Here is a 16,606-nt window from a genome sequence, read left to right as displayed (position 1 = left end):
AGCCCTCTCCATTATGCCTCGAGAATAACATTGGCTATAAGTTTACATATCAATTTTTACTCCATCGATAAAATTTCCCATTCGGTTATGATAAAAGAAAACGCCCAACCAATGTGGTTAGGCGATATATCTTCAACTATTAGATTTTTGTAATAGCGATTGCTAAAATAAAGAATAGTATAGCTAACACAATTGTTGCACGGTGAAGGATTAAATCCATACCACGCGCTTTTTGCTTTCCAAATAGTTGCTCAGCTCCACCCGAGATGGCACCTGATAAGCCTGCACTTTTACTAGATTGAAGTAATACCACAACGATCAACGCTAATGATACGATAACTAATGAAACTAATACTACTGTATGCATTCACTGCACCTCCCGAACTTTGAAACATCACAACAGACTATATTATAACAAAAAAAGGGTGCCATGACAAACTTAGCTTTCTGTTTAGTAGGAATTTTTCCTCTTCACGTATTTCTATTTGTCGAATTATACGACTATTTGTGGATAACACCCCCTCTAATTTTAGATTATAATGGAAAAAATGATATTTTATTGGAGGATTTAACGATTGAACAAAAAAATAGTACTGTTGCTTTTATTATGCTGCACCATTCCCTTTCTTACAGCATGCTCAAAGGCAATCGACATCCTATTACAAGAAGAAGAGGATGTCACAATGACAACTTTAGAAGAAACAAGTGAAACAAATGAAACAAGTGCAGAAGTAAAGATGCCAGAAAGCAAAGCATTATCTGATTCATTTTCACCTACCGATTTATTTTCGACCACTTTATTTAAGGATGATCCAGCATTACTACAATTTGCGAAAAAAGTGGAGAAGCAGGTTGCTCAATTTGAAGAGCACTTTGAGATTTCTTATACTGGGAAGCTTGATTTTGAGGATTTTGAAGTACAGTTGAATGACTTAAATAACCTGATTACCTTTGTTGACCCTTATACTGCTGGGTATTTTTTATATTATGAATGGGTAGCTTGGGAAACCGATAATGGCTATTCAGTTGAATTATCCATTCAATATTTAACCGATGCCAAGAAGGAACAAAAGGTAGACCAATATGTAGAGACGTTTGCCAATCAATATATTACCAAAGATATGACAGACTTTGATCGCGCTAAAGTCATTAATGATTATGTTGTACAGTTAGCCACTTATACGGAAAAGGGCTCTACTGAGGGTCAATCGGTTTTCGAATTAATTAATGAAAAAACTGCTGTGTGTCAGGCTTATGCTTTACTAACATACCGCCTATTAACAGCATCTGATCTCGATGCGAAGTATGTTTATGGCTATAGTGAGGATCAGTTACATGCCTGGAATCTAGTCAATGTTGATGGCAATTGGTATCATCTCGATACAACCTGGAATGACGTTGCTCCTACTGAGCCTTTTACAATTTCCTACGAATACTTTTTGGTCAATGATGAAAAACTAAGCCAAGATCATTTATGGGCTAATGAAAACTATTTTGCTGCTACTAGTAATGACTATGATTTTATGCATGATATGTGGTATGCCAACACAGTAGATCATGTGATCTATTATAACAGCATGAGTGATAGTACCGTTTATTCTTACGACTTAACGACAAATGAAAATAAGCAGATTACAGACACTGCCTGCTATTATTTAGTGACTGACCAACAATCTATTTATTGTAGTGACTATGATAATGCTGGCTATTTAACAAAAATAAATGTCCATGACGGGTCCGAGGAAGTATTATTCGAAGACGAGGTACTGAACTTAAACATCCAGGATGGTATTTTGTATTACGAAACGCTTGACGGCTCCAAGCATCAACAAAATTTGTAAGTCTAAGTTGAATCTGTGCGACTGCCTCACAGATTCTCCCCCTCACCTTCAGTTGGCTAATACACCGCTATCTCTTCACATTTACAGTATTACCATATTTTATTAACAAGTTTTTAACAGTAGCTTTACACCCTTCCTTTACACTTACAGTTGATCATTCACCTAAAGGAGGAAATTCATGAAATACGCAAAAAAATGGGCTTCATTGTTTTTAGCAAGTGCAGTGACTTTATCCGCAGTCAGTATTCCACAGCAAGATGTACAAGCAGCTCCAGTAAAGAAACCGACAAATGTCATCATGCTGGTGATGGATGGGAGCAGTAATAATGCTGTAACACTTTCCCGTTGGTATAAAGGTGAGAGCTTAGCAATGGATGAAATTTTATCGGGTGCGATGCGCACATATTCTGCTGAATCAGCCATAACAGACTCTGCCCCTGCCGCTACTGCGTTAGCTACGGGCAATAAATCGAATGATAAATATATAGGTGTACTCCCTTCTGAGATTAATTCACCTGGATTAGCGCAAATAGATAAAAAGGATGCGTTTAGACCCGTAGCTAATGTATTAGAAGGTGCTAAACAACAGGGAAAAGCTACTGGCTTGATTTCTACCTCTGAAATTCAACATGCAACGCCTGCTGGTTTCTCTGCACATGCTAATAATAGGAGCCAATATGGAGATATTGCCGAACAACAGGTTTACCAAAATATTGACGTTGTCCTAGGTGGAGGCTTAGAATCGCTGACACCTGGTACCTCTAAAAATGCCCGCAAGGACGGCGAGGATTTATTGAAGGTATTAAAAGATCATCAATATGATTTAGTGCATACTCGTGATGAGTTATTGAATAGTCCCTCATCAAAAATTTGGGGCAGCTTTGCACCAAGTGCCCTGGCATATGATTTAGATCGTGCCAAAACTAGAAAATCTGAGCCTACACTTGCTGAAATGACGAATAAAGCAATCAACACGCTTAAAAAGGATAAGGACGGCTTCTTCCTTTTTGTTGAAGGTAGTAAGGTAGACTGGGCTGCACATGCCAATGACACAATCGGTATTATTAGTGATATATTGTCGTTTGATGATGCGGTAAAAGAAGCCGTTGATTTTGCGAAGGAAGATGGTAATACATTAGTTATTGCTGTCACAGACCATGGGAATAGCGGAATTACAATGGGGAACGCCAATACGACTAGTACCTATTCAAGCATTCCTGTTTCAGCTTATATTGATCCGCTGAAAAAGGCTTCCATGACCGTTGAAGGGGCTTTAAGCCAACTAAAAGAAGACCGCTCCAACTTAGTGGAGGTAGCTGCTCTGTATGGATTAGATCCATTGACAAAGGACGAGCTTTCAACTTTAAAATCTGCTAAAGATGTAGGCAGTGAAATGGTAAAAATGCTAGCAAACCGTGCAAACATTGGTTATACAACAGGCGGTCATACGGGTGAAGATGTATTTCTTTACTCATTTGGTCCTTCTAAATTAACTGGACTTGTTGAAAATACAGATGTAGCTCATACAATGGCGCAGTTTATGGGCTTCGATCTGAAGTCATTAACAGATGATTTGTATGTGCCAGCTACAAAAGCATTCACAAAGAAAGGTTTTACAACTAAAATAGATCTATCCGATAAAGAAAACCCAACCTTCATTGCTCAAAAGGCGGATGTGACAGTGAAAATTCCTGTCAATAAAAACACCATGATTTATGAACAAGCTTCAAAGAATACAACAAAAACACATACATTCAATACTATAAATGTCTACAATGGCTCTGAATTTTATGTTTCTAAAAAAGTTATTAATGCAGTGAAATAAAGACAAGGGTACGAACATAAGTTGAGATTATTCCCTTATGTTCGTGCCCTTTTTACATAAAAATAGCCATCCAATCGTTTGTAACTTATGTACATTCCCCCAAAACCTTAAATTTACCTTAAATTAATCTTATGATTTACTGAATTCACCTTAATCCAGCAACATTTTTCTCCACATTCCGTCAAATCAGTGTTAAAAACATAAGGTAAGGATTTTTAACTAGTAAATTAGTATTTTTTGAAAGTTTAATCCTATACTTTTTTTCAATGGAGGTGGACAAATGCAATCCATCAAAAATAATGAGTATCTACGCTTTATTGGATTCACGTTATTTTATTTAATCGTTTTGGTACTATTGTTTCTTATACATGGCTTTCATGATATGAACGCTGGACCATTTATATATACGGAATTTTAAATAAAGGAGTTTTACTGATGTTAAGTATTTTAGCAGCTATTGAACGTGTGGCCATCCAACAGCCACAAAAAACTGCTTATCAAACCCATAATGCTTCCTTAACATATGGTGAGCTTTGGCATTTTTCGGATTGTATAGCCGATTATATCATGACCCATCATTTGCAGAGACAGCAACCAATTGTCGTTTATGGACATATGTCCCCTTTACAGATTGTTGCCTTTTTGGGTGCTGTAAAAGCAGGCCATCCATACGTACCAGTTGACTCGTCTACACCCTCTGAAAGATTACAGTTAATTTTAGAGGCATCGAAGGCTGGTTTACTATTCACGACAGAGCCATTACAGATGCTCACAAACATACCTGTAGTTGCAGTGAGCGACGTGTTAGACTCACCCTCCCTCCCAAACAGTCCAGCAACAAGAGACTGGGTGCAGCAGGAGGACATTCATTATATTATTTACACTTCTGGCTCAACTGGGCAGCCAAAAGGTGTCCAAATAACTGCCAATAATCTAGCCCATTTTGTTACTTGGATGCAGGAGCATTTTCCCTTACAGAAATCAGGTGTATTTTTAAATCAAGCACCCTATTCCTTTGACTTATCCGTAATGGATTTGTACCCAGCTCTTGTAGGAGGACACACGCTTTACGCAATTACACAACAAGAAATCGCCAACCCGCGAGCATTATTTGACTCATTAGCTTTGTCCAATACGCGTGTTTGGACGTCTACCCCTTCCTTTGCCAAAATGTGCTTAATGAACAAGGAATGGGAGCAACAGCTCATGCCTGCATTAGATACCTTTTTATTCTGTGGTGAAGTTTTACCAATAGCCGTCATTAAAGAGCTTATGCAACGGTTTCCACAGGCTACTATCTATAATTTATATGGGCCTACAGAAACGACTGTCGCTGTATCCTATGTAAAGGTAACCAAAGCATTATTAGAACAATTTGAGCAATTACCGATTGCACCCATTTCTGAGCCGAACGTGTCTTTATTAGATGATGGAGAAATTGTCATTTCGGGGTCAACGGTTAGTGCAGGTTATTTAGGAGCACCCGAGCTAACAGCTAAAGCCTTTCCGACTGTAGATGGTCATCGCATCTATCAAACTGGAGATATGGGCTATGAGCAGGATGGTTATTTGTTCTTTTTAGGTCGCAAGGATTTCCAAGTAAAACTACATGGTTATCGCTTAGAAATCGAGGAGATTGAGAAACAAATTAGTAACCTACCACCTGTTTCAAGCTGCGTAGTGGTTCCTGTTTATAAGGATAAGGAAATTGTTTCTCTTAATGCTCATATCGTTTTGCGTGAACCATTAGCAGATTCTGCTTTCAAAATGACTAAGCAATTGAAGGCTCTATTATCGGAATATTTACCAGCCTATATGATTCCTAGAACTTTTAAATATATGGACGCTTTACCGCTAAACGCAAATGGTAAAGTTGATCGTAAAGGATTGGCGGTTATGGAAACAGTATGACGCCTTATGGAAATATAGCATTCTTTCTCATTATTGGACTATTATTGCTACCTACCATCCTATTAGGTTTACGTGGTAAGTCTGCGAAGCATTATAATTTATTTGTTTCGTTGATTGTTTTAGCCCTTATCTTCGGACACTCATTGAACGGATCAATTTCGTTAATTTTGTTTACAGTCTTTCAAATAATCCTGGTTACAGCCTATCAACGCTATAGGCTACGACAAAATAATGGACCCGTTTTTGTCATGGCCGTGCTCCTGTCGATTTTGCCGCTTGTACTAGTGAAGGTTTTGCCTATCCTTGGACTGCATCATTTATTCGGCTTTCTAGGTGTGTCCTACATTACGTTTAAAGCTGTGCAAATGATTTTAGAAACACGCGATGGCTTAATGAAGGAAAAAATCTCTATCGCAGAATTGGCCTATTTTTTACTGTTCTTTCCTACAGTTTCATCCGGTCCTATCGATCGTTGGCGCCGTTTTACAAAGGATTTTCATTCGGTTCCCACTTCGGAAGACTATCAAAAGCTGTTATTAAGTGGCATTAACTATATCTTTGTAGGCTTTTTATATAAATTTATTTTGGCATACTTAATCTACAACTACACACTTATTTATTTGCCAAATCATACGTATAACTATTTGACACCTTTCCAGGGACAACTGGCGTATATGTATATGTATAGCTTTTACTTATTCTTTGATTTTGCAGGCTATAGTGCATTTGCAGTGGGTGTGAGCCGAATAATGGGCATTCAAACACCTATTAACTTTAACCGTCCATTTGCCAGTCGCAATATTAAAGACTTTTGGAATCGTTGGCATATGAGTCTTTCCTTCTGGTTTAGAGATTATGTCTATATGCGCTTTGTACTTTGGATGACGAAGAAAAAATGGTTGAAAAATAAATTCACCATTTCATATATAGGATTCTTTTTACTGTTCTTTTTAATGGGCATTTGGCATGGTCTTGAATGGCATTTTGTCGTTTATGGTCTCTATCATGCTTTATTAATTATTAGCTTTGATAAATTCGAACGCTGGAATAAAAAGCATAAGCTTTGGCCCAAAAATAAATGGACCCATGCCATCGGTGTATTTATCACTTTCAATGCCGTATGTTTTGGCTTCTATATTTTTTCAGGAAAATTATTTTAACCAAAGGCTTTCTACAAATAAAGCCTGTTCAATAAAGGAGAATTATTAATGGATAAACAACAAGTTTTAGAAATGCTAGTGGAGTTATGTGAAGATGAAATTATTGTAGAAAACCCAGATATCGATCTATTCGAGGAAGGTCTTCTCGATTCTTTTGGTACGATTAATTTATTAGTGGAAATTGAGAATCGCTTTAATATTTCTGTACCTATCACTGATTTTAATCGAGAAGAATGGAATACGCCGAATCGTATTACAGGGAAATTAGCTGAAAGACAATGATAAAAAAAGGCTTTCTATCACTATTTATTGCCTTTGCCCTGTTTACTGGCTTTGTCTTTTTTCCAAACTCATGGATTAAAGCCTGGATATCAGAAGATGATGTGGAGCAAGCCAAAACAAACATGTCCCCACTCGTCTTTCAAGGTACGTATTTACAGGAGCGAATGTTACAGGAACCTACTTCCATGCCTTTATACGGTTCCTCTGAATTAAATCGGTTTGACCCGTTTCATCCTTATAATTATGCGCGAGCAACAGACGCTCCGTATTCGACATTTATGATTGGTCGTGGGGGGATGCAGTCCATTACGCATTTCTTAAATTTTGCTGCGCAAGAGAAAAATTTAGCGGGCAAAAAATTAGTCTTTATTATTTCACCGCAATGGTTTACGGAAAAAGGCATGGGTGAATTCCATTTTTCACCGAATTACTCTATGTTACATGCCTATGACTTAGCGTTTAATGATGACATGGATGCTGATCTTCGTAAACAGGCTATGGAACGATTGTTAGAATTTGATACCGTTGAGCGAGATCGTCTCTTAAAAACGATGTATCAATATCAAATGTCTAATGGCAAAAAACATCCAGTTACTGGACGTATGGCTATGGTAGCCGGTCGCTTTCATAAGGAATTACTAGAGAAAAAGGACCTCTACTATTCGCTATTTCCTCGGAAGGGGCATCCTTTAAAAAATAATGATAAGCTTGTTACAGACCAAAGCTTTGAACAGCAAATACAGCATGCTGAAGCCTATGGGGAGAAACGAGTCTCCAATGAATATATGATTGAAAATCGAGCTTTTAAACGACTGGTGAACGCTAATTTTTCAAAGTTTAAGGACATGAGAAAGCATGAAGATTATACGGAGTCTCCTGAGTATAAGGATTTTCAGTTAGTTATGGATGTGTTAAAGGATGCTGGTGCTAAGCCATTATTTATCTCTATTCCCGTTAACGGTTATTGGTATGATTATAATGGCTATCCTAAGGAACGACGCCAACAATATTATGAGAAGATGGCACAACTATTAAAGGATGCCGATGTCGACTATGTTGATTTTACAGACCATGAGTATGATCCTTATTTTATTATGGATACGATTCATATTGGCTGGAAGGGCTGGGTTTATTTAGACCAGCATATGGATAAATATTGGGCACAGCAATAATCTATAGTAGCTAATGGAAAGTCAGTCTGAAGTGTTCATTCACTACAGACTGACCTTTTTTGTTTCATTTGCTTTTTTCACCATTTAATGAGAAAAGTCTAAGTTCTTCAGAGTCATTGGAAAATTGGATGACTCTTTCAAACTGTAAGCCTATTCTTTCGAGTAATTTAGCTGACGCATAATTTTCTTGGGTAGTAATAGCCACAATTCGATTAAATCCTAGTGTAACTAAACCATAGGCTAATACAGCAGACGCTGCTTCATAGGCGTATCCTTTTCCCCAATAATCAGGGAGAAACGCGAAACCAATATCTACATCTTCTAACGTTTCTCTTTTGACAAAACCGCATATCCCAATCGGGGTTTGATCTTCTTTTATTTCAACTACATATAAGCAGAATCCAAATTGCTCATACATACGTATTGCCCCATTTTCTATATAACTAGCTGCCTCCTCTACGGTCTTCACACCGCGGTCACCAATAAATTGTATCCACGAGGGATCATTCACTAGCTCAAGAATAAATAGCGCATCTTCCGTTGTTTGTAAGCGCAGGATAAGTCGTTCGGTCTCAAGAATTTTCATATAGAAAACCTCCTCTGATTATTTTTTTATCTTAAGATTGGAGGATTTTAGTCATTACTTTTATGATAACAAATCTAAAATGGCGTATACATAAAAAATGGTGCTCATTATTGGGCGCTATTTATCATATAGGTCATAGGTTAAATTGTTTTCAATATAAGCTTGCTCTTCAGCAGGAGTCAACAAACGAATAGCTTTCCCTGAATTTCCTGACTCGTCACCTCCTTGCATCTCCCAAATTGCGTTATGATCTTCTACAGCATGAGAAAAATCACCTTTTGACCATCTTTCCAATATTTCAATGTAAAGCTCTCTAAATTTATAATTGCTTTCTTTGGAAATTTCCAACAATCGGTCAACTTTAGCCTGTGTTATTTGCGTATGACCCCATTTTGTTTTAGCTTCAACCTTTTGGTGAGACATGCTATGGATAGCCTCGTTCATTTTGTGCTCTATTAAGTTGTCAGGATAAAGTAATTCTTCTTTTGTAACTCTTTTATCATCAAGCGTTACTCCAGCATTTTCAACAATTGCTTTTTCTTTTACTGGCGTAGGTTTCTCCATTGGTTCCGTGAATTTGAAGTAACCAAAAATCCCTCCAAAAATGACCAATACTGCAATAATGACAATAGCCGATTTGGTTTTTCTCTGCATCTTATTAAACCTCACTTATTATTATAATTGGTTTATTTTATGTAATTAGTTTAATAATAACAAAATATTGAAATAGCGTTCAATGGATACTATTTAACGTCCGCTATTCTATGTTGTCAAAATCGACCACGTCCATCATTTGTTTTGTCGTATTTTTCCGAAAAACTTGGAAAAACTCAAGGACTCCCTTACTAGAGAAATTTCCATATACTCAATTTTATGACTAAACATAACCTCAAAGTTGGCAGGTACTCTTGTTGTCTCTTGCATCTAATCCACTTCTAAATTTATTAATTCTGAACATCTAATGGCTATATCTGCAAACAAAGCGACCCATGACTTTGCTTCCGCGGTTAACTATGTGTTAAAATCGTATACTTCTATTAATGTGACATATTCTTCTGCCACCAAATACGTGGAAAACGACCTCAACAATTGAATTATAGTGTTAATGGTTTTTACCAAGTGATATATTTTTTAGAAATGTCTTCACCTCCTGAAACTCGTTCAAATATGTTGTTCTGATTGCTTCATTTTAAAGCTGTAATTCAAATGTAAATTCTTTTAATAAATCTTTGTTAAGCAACTAAAAAAACCTCCAATCTATAAGTGTTTATCACACTTATAAATCAGAGGTTGTAGCCATACAGTTGTTTCACCTAAATGTACAAAGTTCAAAATGTATAAAAAGGCTGTGTATAACTTAAAACAAATGCTTATTTTAAGTTATAGAATGATTTTAAACCAAGATATTCAGCAGTTGAACCAAGCTGATCTTCGATGCGAAGAAGTTGGTTGTATTTAGCTACGCGGTCTGTACGAGATGGAGCACCCGTTTTAATTTGACCTGCATTTGTTGCTACAGCGATATCAGCAATTGTTGCATCCTCTGATTCACCAGAGCGGTGAGAGATAACTGCTGTGTAGCCTGCACGTTTCGCCATTTCGATCGCTTCAAATGTTTCTGTTAATGTACCGATTTGGTTCACTTTGATAAGGATTGAATTTCCTACACCTTGCTCAATGCCTGCAGCTAATTTTTTTGTATTTGTAACAAATAGGTCATCCCCTACTAATTGAACACGACTACCAATACGTTCAGTTAATAGCTTGTGTCCAGCCCAGTCATTTTCATCTAAGCCGTCTTCAATTGAAATGATTGGGTATTTGTTTGTTAACTCTTCGTACCAATCAACCATCTCTTCTGAAGTTTTGACAACACCTTCACCATCTAAGTGATATTTACCATCTTCTTTATTGAAAAGCTCTGATGAAGCTACATCCATTGCAAGCTTCACTTCTTCACCTGGTTTGTAGCCTGCTTTTTCAATAGCTTCTAAAATAACTGTAATCGCTTCTTCATTAGAACCAAGGTTTGGTGCGAAACCACCTTCGTCACCTACTGCTGTGTTATAGCCTTTATCTTTAAGGACTGCCTTTAAGTTGTGGAAAATTTCAGCACCAATACGTAGTGCATGGCGGAAAGATTCTGCACCAACAGGCATAACCATGAATTCTTGAATATCAACATTGTTATCTGCGTGTGCTCCACCATTTAAAATGTTCATCATTGGTACTGGTAATTGTTTAGAATTAAATCCACCAAGATATTGATAAAGAGGTACATCTAAATAATCTGCCGCAGCATGGGCAACTGCCATGGATACACCTAGAATTGCATTAGCACCTAGCTTACCTTTATTTTCTGTGCCATCTAGCTCTATTAAAGCTTTGTCAATAACAACTTGGTCAAGAACTGAATAGTTACCTTCTAATTCTTGCGCAATAATTGTGTTAACATTTTCAACTGCTTTTAATACACCTTTGCCTAGGTAACGAGATTTGTCACCATCGCGTAATTCTACAGCTTCGTATTCACCTGTTGATGCACCTGATGGTACGATTGAGCGTCCGAAAGCGCCTGACTCTGTAAATACTTCAACCTCTACTGTTGGGTTCCCACGTGAATCTAAAACTTCGCGAGCATAAACTTGTGTAATAAATGGCATAATTAATTCTCCTCTTTTTCAATTAATGATTGACCTGTCATTTCAGTAGGTTGTGACACCTGTAATAATTCTAACATGGTTGGTGCCAAATCGGCTAAAATACCACCATTTCGTAAAACAACATTTGGTTTTGTCACAATCACTGGAACAGGATTTGTTGTATGAGCTGTCATAGGCTGCCCTGCTAGTGTTACCACTTCATCAGAGTTACCATGGTCAGCTGTAATAATAGCTGCTCCACCTTTTGCAAGGAGTGCATCTACTACTTTCCCTAAGCATTCATCTACTGCTTCAATGGCTTTAATTGTTGGTTCAAGCATTCCACTATGACCTACCATATCAGGGTTGGCAAAGTTAAGAATAATACCATCAAATTTTTCAGCCTCAATTTCTGCAAGTAAGGCTTCTGTCACCTCATAAGCAGACATTTCAGGTTTTAAATCGTATGTGGCAACCTTTGGAGATGCGATTAGAATACGTTCTTCACCTAAGAATTTTTCCTCACGTCCACCACTCATAAAGAAAGTGACATGTGGGTATTTTTCGGTTTCGGCAATGCGGAGTTGTGTTTTACCATTCATCGCTAACACTTCACCGATCGTATTTTTCAAGTTGTCATTTTCATAAGCAATCTGTGCATTGACTTCATCACTATAATGAGTAAAGGACACAAATTTTAAGTTTTTTGGATGCTTGGCAGATATGGCAAAACCATCAAAGTCTTCATTTGTGAATACTTTTGATAATTGGATAGCTCGGTCAGGACGGAAGTTAAAGAAAATGACCGCATCGTTATCACCAATCGTTGCCACCGGCTCTCCATGCTCTTGAATGCTGAATGGAATGACAAATTCATCTGTCACTTCACGCTCATAGGATGCTGCTACACCGCTTTTTGCACTTTCGGCTGTTTGACCTACGCCATCTACCAGTACATTATACGTAAGAGCGACACGATCCCATCGCTTATCACGGTCCATTGCATAGTAACGACCATGAATAGATGCGAATTGACCTATTCCAATTTCAGACATTTGTTTTTCTGTTTCTTCAATATAGTCTAAAGCTGTTGTAGGTCCAACATCTCGACCATCTAAGAAGCCATGAACGAAAACATCATTTAAATCTTGCTGCTTTGCAAGCTTTAATAGAGCAAACATGTGCTCATAATGACTATGAACACCACCATCTGATAACAGCCCCATAATATGCAGTTTAGAATTATGAGCTTTCACATGTGCCACCGCATCTAAAAATGCTTGATTTGTAAAGAAGTCTCCTTCACGTATCGATTTATTTAAGCGTGTTAAGCTTTGATAAACAATACGACCAGCACCAATGTTTAAGTGACCCACCTCGGAATTACCCATTTGTCCTTCTGGTAGCCCAACGGCTTCTCCAGATGCTGTTAATGTAGCGTGTGGGAATTGGCTCCAATATCGATCAAAATTTGGCTTTTTAGCCTGTGCTACTGCATTTCCGAATGTTTCATCACGAAATGCAAAGCCATCTAAAATAATTAAAGCTACTGGCTTTTTAGGCATTTGCTGCCGCCTCCAATAATGTTAAATAAGATTCTGGTTGTAAGCTTGCTCCACCTACTAAGGCTCCATCAATATGCTCTTTTGATAAAAGCTCATGAACGTTGTCTGGTTTAACGCTGCCACCATATTGAATGCGAACTGCATTGGCCGTTGCAGCATCAAATAATTCCTCAACGACCGAACGAATCGCTCCGCAAACTTGATTGGCATCATCTGCTGTAGCCGTTTTACCTGTACCGATTGCCCAAATTGGTTCATAGGCAATGACCATATGCTCTACTTGCTGCGCTTCAAATCCAGCAAGTGCCGCTTTAATTTGGCCCGCAACCTTTTGCTCTGTCGTTCCCGCTTCTCGTTCCTCTAGCGTTTCACCACAGCAAATAATCGGTACAATATTATGTGCAAGTGCTGCTGCTACTTTTTTATTAATAGCCTCATCAGTTTCATTGTAATATTCGCGACGTTCTGAGTGACCTAATATAACATAATCCACATCCACACTTGCTAGCTGTGCAGGACTAATTTCACCAGTAAAGGCACCTTCATTCTCATAGTGCATCGTTTGAGCACCAATAGCTAGCTCTGATTCACTAGCAACTTGCACCAGTGTAGGCAGGTAAAGTGCTGGTGCACAAATTACGGCGTCTACTTTCTCATTAGAAGGAAGTTTATCCTGTACGGCATCTACAAATTGTATAGCTTCTTCAAATGTTTTAAACATTTTCCAGTTACCTGCAATAATTGGTTTACGCATCGTCTTGCCTCCGATTTTTTATTTGGCTTATTTATCGTTTAGTGCAACAATCCCTGGAAGCTCTTTACCTTCCATTAGCTCTAGTGATGCACCGCCACCTGTAGAAATGTGATCCATTTTATCAGCTACTTTAAACTTTTCAACTGCCGCTGCAGAGTCACCGCCACCGATTACTGTATAACCGGATGTAGTTGCCATAGCATCAGCCACTGTTTTAGTCCCATTCGCAAATTTATCCATTTCAAAAACACCCATCGGTCCGTTCCAAATGATTAATTTAGAATTGTTAATGACCTCTGCATAGTGAGCAGCTGTTTTAGGCCCAATATCTAGCCCCATCCAATCAGCTGGTATAGCGTCTACATCCACAACCTTTGTTTCCGCATCTTGTGAAAATTCATTAGCCACTACCGCATCAATTGGCATATGTAATTGCACGCCTTTTGCTTTCGCCTTTTCAATAAATGATTTTGCTAGCTCGATTTTATCTTCTTCTAATAAAGATTTCCCAATATCGTAGCCTTGTGCCTTAATGAACGTGAATGATAATCCCCCACCAATAATTAAGTGGTCTACTTTTTCTAATAAACTTTCAATCACACCGATTTTATCTTTAACTTTGGCTCCACCGATAATTGCTGTAAACGGATGTTCAGGATTCGACAGCGCTTTACCTAGTACATCTAATTCCGTTTGCATGAGGAAACCTGATACCGCAGGAATATGCTTGGCGATTCCTTCTGTAGAAGCATGAGCACGGTGAGCTGCACCGAAAGCATCATTGACATAGATGTCAGCTAGCTGTGCAAACTGCTGCGCTAACGCTGGATCATTTTTTTCTTCACCCGCATGGAAACGAACGTTTTCAAGTAGTAAAATGTCTCCATCTTGCATGTTCGCAACAGCTTTTTCAACTGCTTGTCCAATGGATTCATCTAGCTTCGTCACCGGTTTGCTCATTAATTCCGCTAAGCGAATGCCAACTGCTGTTAGGCGCATGTCCTCTTTTACTTCACCCTTTGGACGGCCTAAATGAGAAGCTAAAATGACTTTTGCACCTTGCTCTACTAAATATTCAACTGTTGGAATAGCTGCTCGAATACGTGTTTCATCTGTAATAACACCATCCGCCATTGGAACATTAAAATCAACACGTACAAAAACGCGTTTACCCTTTACATCAATATCTTTCATTGTCTTCTTATTTAACATGAAGAAACCCCCTTCAAAGTTGTTTTAGTCTTACACCCTTGTGTTTTACCCATCTTGGCTCCACACCATGCTTCATAAATTGAAAAGTCATTTTGGTACTTTTTCGGGGTCACTATCTAGTGTGATTATAATTCTCCAACTTTGGATAATGAACCCTAATACTTGTTTTTATAGTAGCAAAAGTTACCTTCTATGTCTTGCAATCACCATGTATCAATTACGCCTCAGTGTCATAGCGTCTAGATTTATTCGAGCTTACTGTTAAGCTCCTTTTCAAAATCTGTATATCCGCTGGGGTTTTCATCTTGATTCGGTCAGTGGTTGGATACGCACTGAATGAAAGAGAGCCATTTGTGTATTCAGCTCATCACCCTCACCTATTGAGGTGGGCGTTTCCTGCTGAATTTAGCAAAAAAGGAGTAAGGGTTATCCCTTACTCCCAATACCCTTGTATATTATATCTATTCGATATTATAAAGGCTATACTTTTTGTACATAAAAAGCAGTATTATGTCACACTTTTTACTCAAAATGTCGAAATATGATACTTATTTATTGTTTAACCCTTGTTCAGCAATGTATAAAGCTAAGTCCATTAAGCGAGTAGAGTAACCAATTTCGTTATCGTACCAAGCTAGAACCTTCACCATTTTGTTTTCTAATACCATTGTTGAAAGACCATCAACAGTAGAAGAATGGTGGTTACCGTTATAATCAATAGAGACTAATGGTAGTTCATTGTAGTCTAAAATGCCTTTTAATTCATTTTCAGAAGCTTCTTTTAATACCGCATTAATGGCTTCTTTCGTTACATCTGCTTTTAATTCTACAACTAAGTCAACACATGATACGTTAGGTGTTGGTACTCGCATAGAGAAGCCATCTAATTTACCTTTTAATTGTGGTAATACTTTAGAAACGGCTACCGCTGCTCCAGTTGTTGTTGGAATCATAGATACTGCTCCTGCACGTGCACGACGTGGGTCAGAGTGTGGGAAGTCTAAGATTCGTTGATCGTTTGTATAAGAGTGAATGGTTGTCATCATCCCGCGTTCAATACCAAATTTCTCATCCAGTACTTTCGCAACAGGCGCAAGACAGTTTGTTGTACATGAAGCATTTGAAATAACATCATCAGTTGCTGGGTTATAGTCTGTATGGTTGACACCCATAACAAATGTAGGCATTGCTCCTTTTGCTGGTGCAGAAAGAATTGCTTTTTTAGCTCCTGCTTCAATATGCTTACCCACTTCCTCCAATGAACGGAAATGACCAGTACATTCAAGAACTACGTCTACTCCTAATTCACCCCATGGTAATTGTGAAGGATCTTTTTCAGCATATACTTTTATACGTTGTCCATTCACAACGAAAGAATCTTCATCTGCATTGACTTCAGCATCATAGATACCGTGGACTGAATCATATTTCAATAAGTGTGCAAGCTGACCTGCGTCTGTTAAGTCGTTTACAGCCACTACTTCAAATTCACTTTGCTTCATTGCCTCACGAAATACTAAACGTCCAATACGTCCAAATCCATTAATCGCTAATTTTAATGCCATTGTTAATTCCTCCAATAATGTGTAATGTTTGTCTCTTTTTGAAATAGAGACATTGAATTGCTTTTATGCTCATTCAAAAAGTGCTTCAACA

General features: G+C 38.0%; 15 protein-coding genes. 7 read left to right on the top strand and 8 right to left on the bottom strand.

All coding sequences use genetic code 11. The annotated features are described in order from the left end of the window. Positions 1-139: 139 nt before the first annotated feature. The gene (secG, locus tag ACP3VS_RS12010) at positions 140-367 is read right to left on the bottom strand and encodes a preprotein translocase subunit SecG (protein WP_008173196.1); all 228 of its coding nucleotides are present in this window, start codon (positions 365-367) and stop codon (positions 140-142) included. 208 nt (positions 368-575) lie between these two features. Between secG and ACP3VS_RS12005 the strand changes: the two genes are divergently transcribed. The 7 genes from ACP3VS_RS12005 to dltD all read left to right on the top strand — a co-directional run bounded on the left by ACP3VS_RS12005 (position 576) and on the right by dltD (position 8,191). Next, positions 576-1,841, top strand: coding sequence for a DUF5050 domain-containing protein (locus ACP3VS_RS12005; RefSeq protein ID WP_197224388.1), 1,266 nt, complete (start codon positions 576-578; stop codon positions 1,839-1,841). Between the two features lie 178 nt (positions 1,842-2,019). Continuing rightward, positions 2,020-3,666: an alkaline phosphatase gene (locus ACP3VS_RS12000; protein WP_422762597.1), complete on the top strand. Its 1,647-nt coding sequence runs from the start codon at positions 2,020-2,022 to the stop codon at positions 3,664-3,666. Positions 3,667-3,946: 280 nt separating this feature from the next. Beyond that, complete coding sequence (locus tag ACP3VS_RS11995; protein ID WP_004228095.1) at positions 3,947-4,084, top strand: teichoic acid D-Ala incorporation-associated protein DltX; 138 nt, start codon at positions 3,947-3,949, stop codon at positions 4,082-4,084. 17 nt (positions 4,085-4,101) lie between these two features. Then, positions 4,102-5,577, top strand: a complete 1,476-nt coding sequence (dltA, locus tag ACP3VS_RS11990) for a D-alanine--poly(phosphoribitol) ligase subunit DltA (RefSeq protein ID WP_012292254.1) — start codon at positions 4,102-4,104, stop codon at positions 5,575-5,577. Next, positions 5,574-6,737, top strand: coding sequence for a D-alanyl-lipoteichoic acid biosynthesis protein DltB (gene dltB / locus ACP3VS_RS11985; RefSeq protein WP_426388799.1), 1,164 nt, complete (start codon positions 5,574-5,576; stop codon positions 6,735-6,737). Before dltA ends, dltB begins: the two co-directional genes overlap by 4 nt. Positions 6,738-6,785: 48 nt before the next feature. Further along, positions 6,786-7,019, top strand: a complete 234-nt coding sequence (gene dltC, locus ACP3VS_RS11980; protein WP_332291257.1) for a D-alanine--poly(phosphoribitol) ligase subunit 2 — start codon at positions 6,786-6,788, stop codon at positions 7,017-7,019. After that, positions 7,016-8,191, top strand: a complete 1,176-nt coding sequence (dltD, locus tag ACP3VS_RS11975; protein WP_031417781.1) for a D-alanyl-lipoteichoic acid biosynthesis protein DltD — start codon at positions 7,016-7,018, stop codon at positions 8,189-8,191. The genes dltC and dltD overlap by 4 nt, the downstream gene beginning before the upstream one ends. A gap of 64 nt (positions 8,192-8,255) precedes the next feature. On the opposite strand, the gene ACP3VS_RS11970 is transcribed toward dltD, so the two are convergent. The 7 genes from ACP3VS_RS11970 to gap all read right to left on the bottom strand — a co-directional run bounded on the left by ACP3VS_RS11970 (position 8,256) and on the right by gap (position 16,515). Then, on the bottom strand, positions 8,256-8,777 hold the full coding sequence (locus ACP3VS_RS11970; RefSeq protein WP_200990640.1) for a GNAT family N-acetyltransferase: 522 nt from the start codon (positions 8,775-8,777) through the stop codon (positions 8,256-8,258). Between the two features lie 117 nt (positions 8,778-8,894). Then, positions 8,895-9,431: a DUF6241 domain-containing protein gene (locus ACP3VS_RS11965; protein ID WP_031417783.1), complete on the bottom strand. Its 537-nt coding sequence runs from the start codon at positions 9,429-9,431 to the stop codon at positions 8,895-8,897. 716 nt (positions 9,432-10,147) lie between these two features. Next, positions 10,148-11,440 carry a phosphopyruvate hydratase gene (gene eno, locus ACP3VS_RS11960; RefSeq protein ID WP_012292248.1) on the bottom strand — a complete coding sequence of 431 codons (1,293 nt, stop codon included), beginning with the start codon at positions 11,438-11,440 and terminating at the stop codon, positions 10,148-10,150. A 2-nt stretch (positions 11,441-11,442) separates the two neighbouring features. Next, positions 11,443-12,984: a 2,3-bisphosphoglycerate-independent phosphoglycerate mutase gene (gpmI, locus tag ACP3VS_RS11955; protein ID WP_012292247.1), complete on the bottom strand. Its 1,542-nt coding sequence runs from the start codon at positions 12,982-12,984 to the stop codon at positions 11,443-11,445. Continuing rightward, the gene (gene tpiA, locus ACP3VS_RS11950; protein ID WP_012292246.1) at positions 12,977-13,738 is read right to left on the bottom strand and encodes a triose-phosphate isomerase; all 762 of its coding nucleotides are present in this window, start codon (positions 13,736-13,738) and stop codon (positions 12,977-12,979) included. The genes gpmI and tpiA overlap by 8 nt, the downstream gene beginning before the upstream one ends. A gap of 27 nt (positions 13,739-13,765) precedes the next feature. After that, the gene (locus ACP3VS_RS11945; protein WP_012292245.1) at positions 13,766-14,950 is read right to left on the bottom strand and encodes a phosphoglycerate kinase; all 1,185 of its coding nucleotides are present in this window, start codon (positions 14,948-14,950) and stop codon (positions 13,766-13,768) included. Between the two features lie 548 nt (positions 14,951-15,498). Further along, on the bottom strand, positions 15,499-16,515 hold the full coding sequence (gene gap / locus ACP3VS_RS11940; protein WP_031417788.1) for a type I glyceraldehyde-3-phosphate dehydrogenase: 1,017 nt from the start codon (positions 16,513-16,515) through the stop codon (positions 15,499-15,501). Between the last annotated feature and the right edge of the window lie 91 nt (positions 16,516-16,606).

The organism is Lysinibacillus sp. VIII_CA (assembly GCF_049943995.1).
Taxonomy (GTDB): domain Bacteria; phylum Bacillota; class Bacilli; order Bacillales_A; family Planococcaceae; genus Lysinibacillus; species Lysinibacillus pinottii.
Note: the sequence above shows the minus strand (reverse complement) of the source record. Positions and strands in the feature narration are given on the sequence as shown.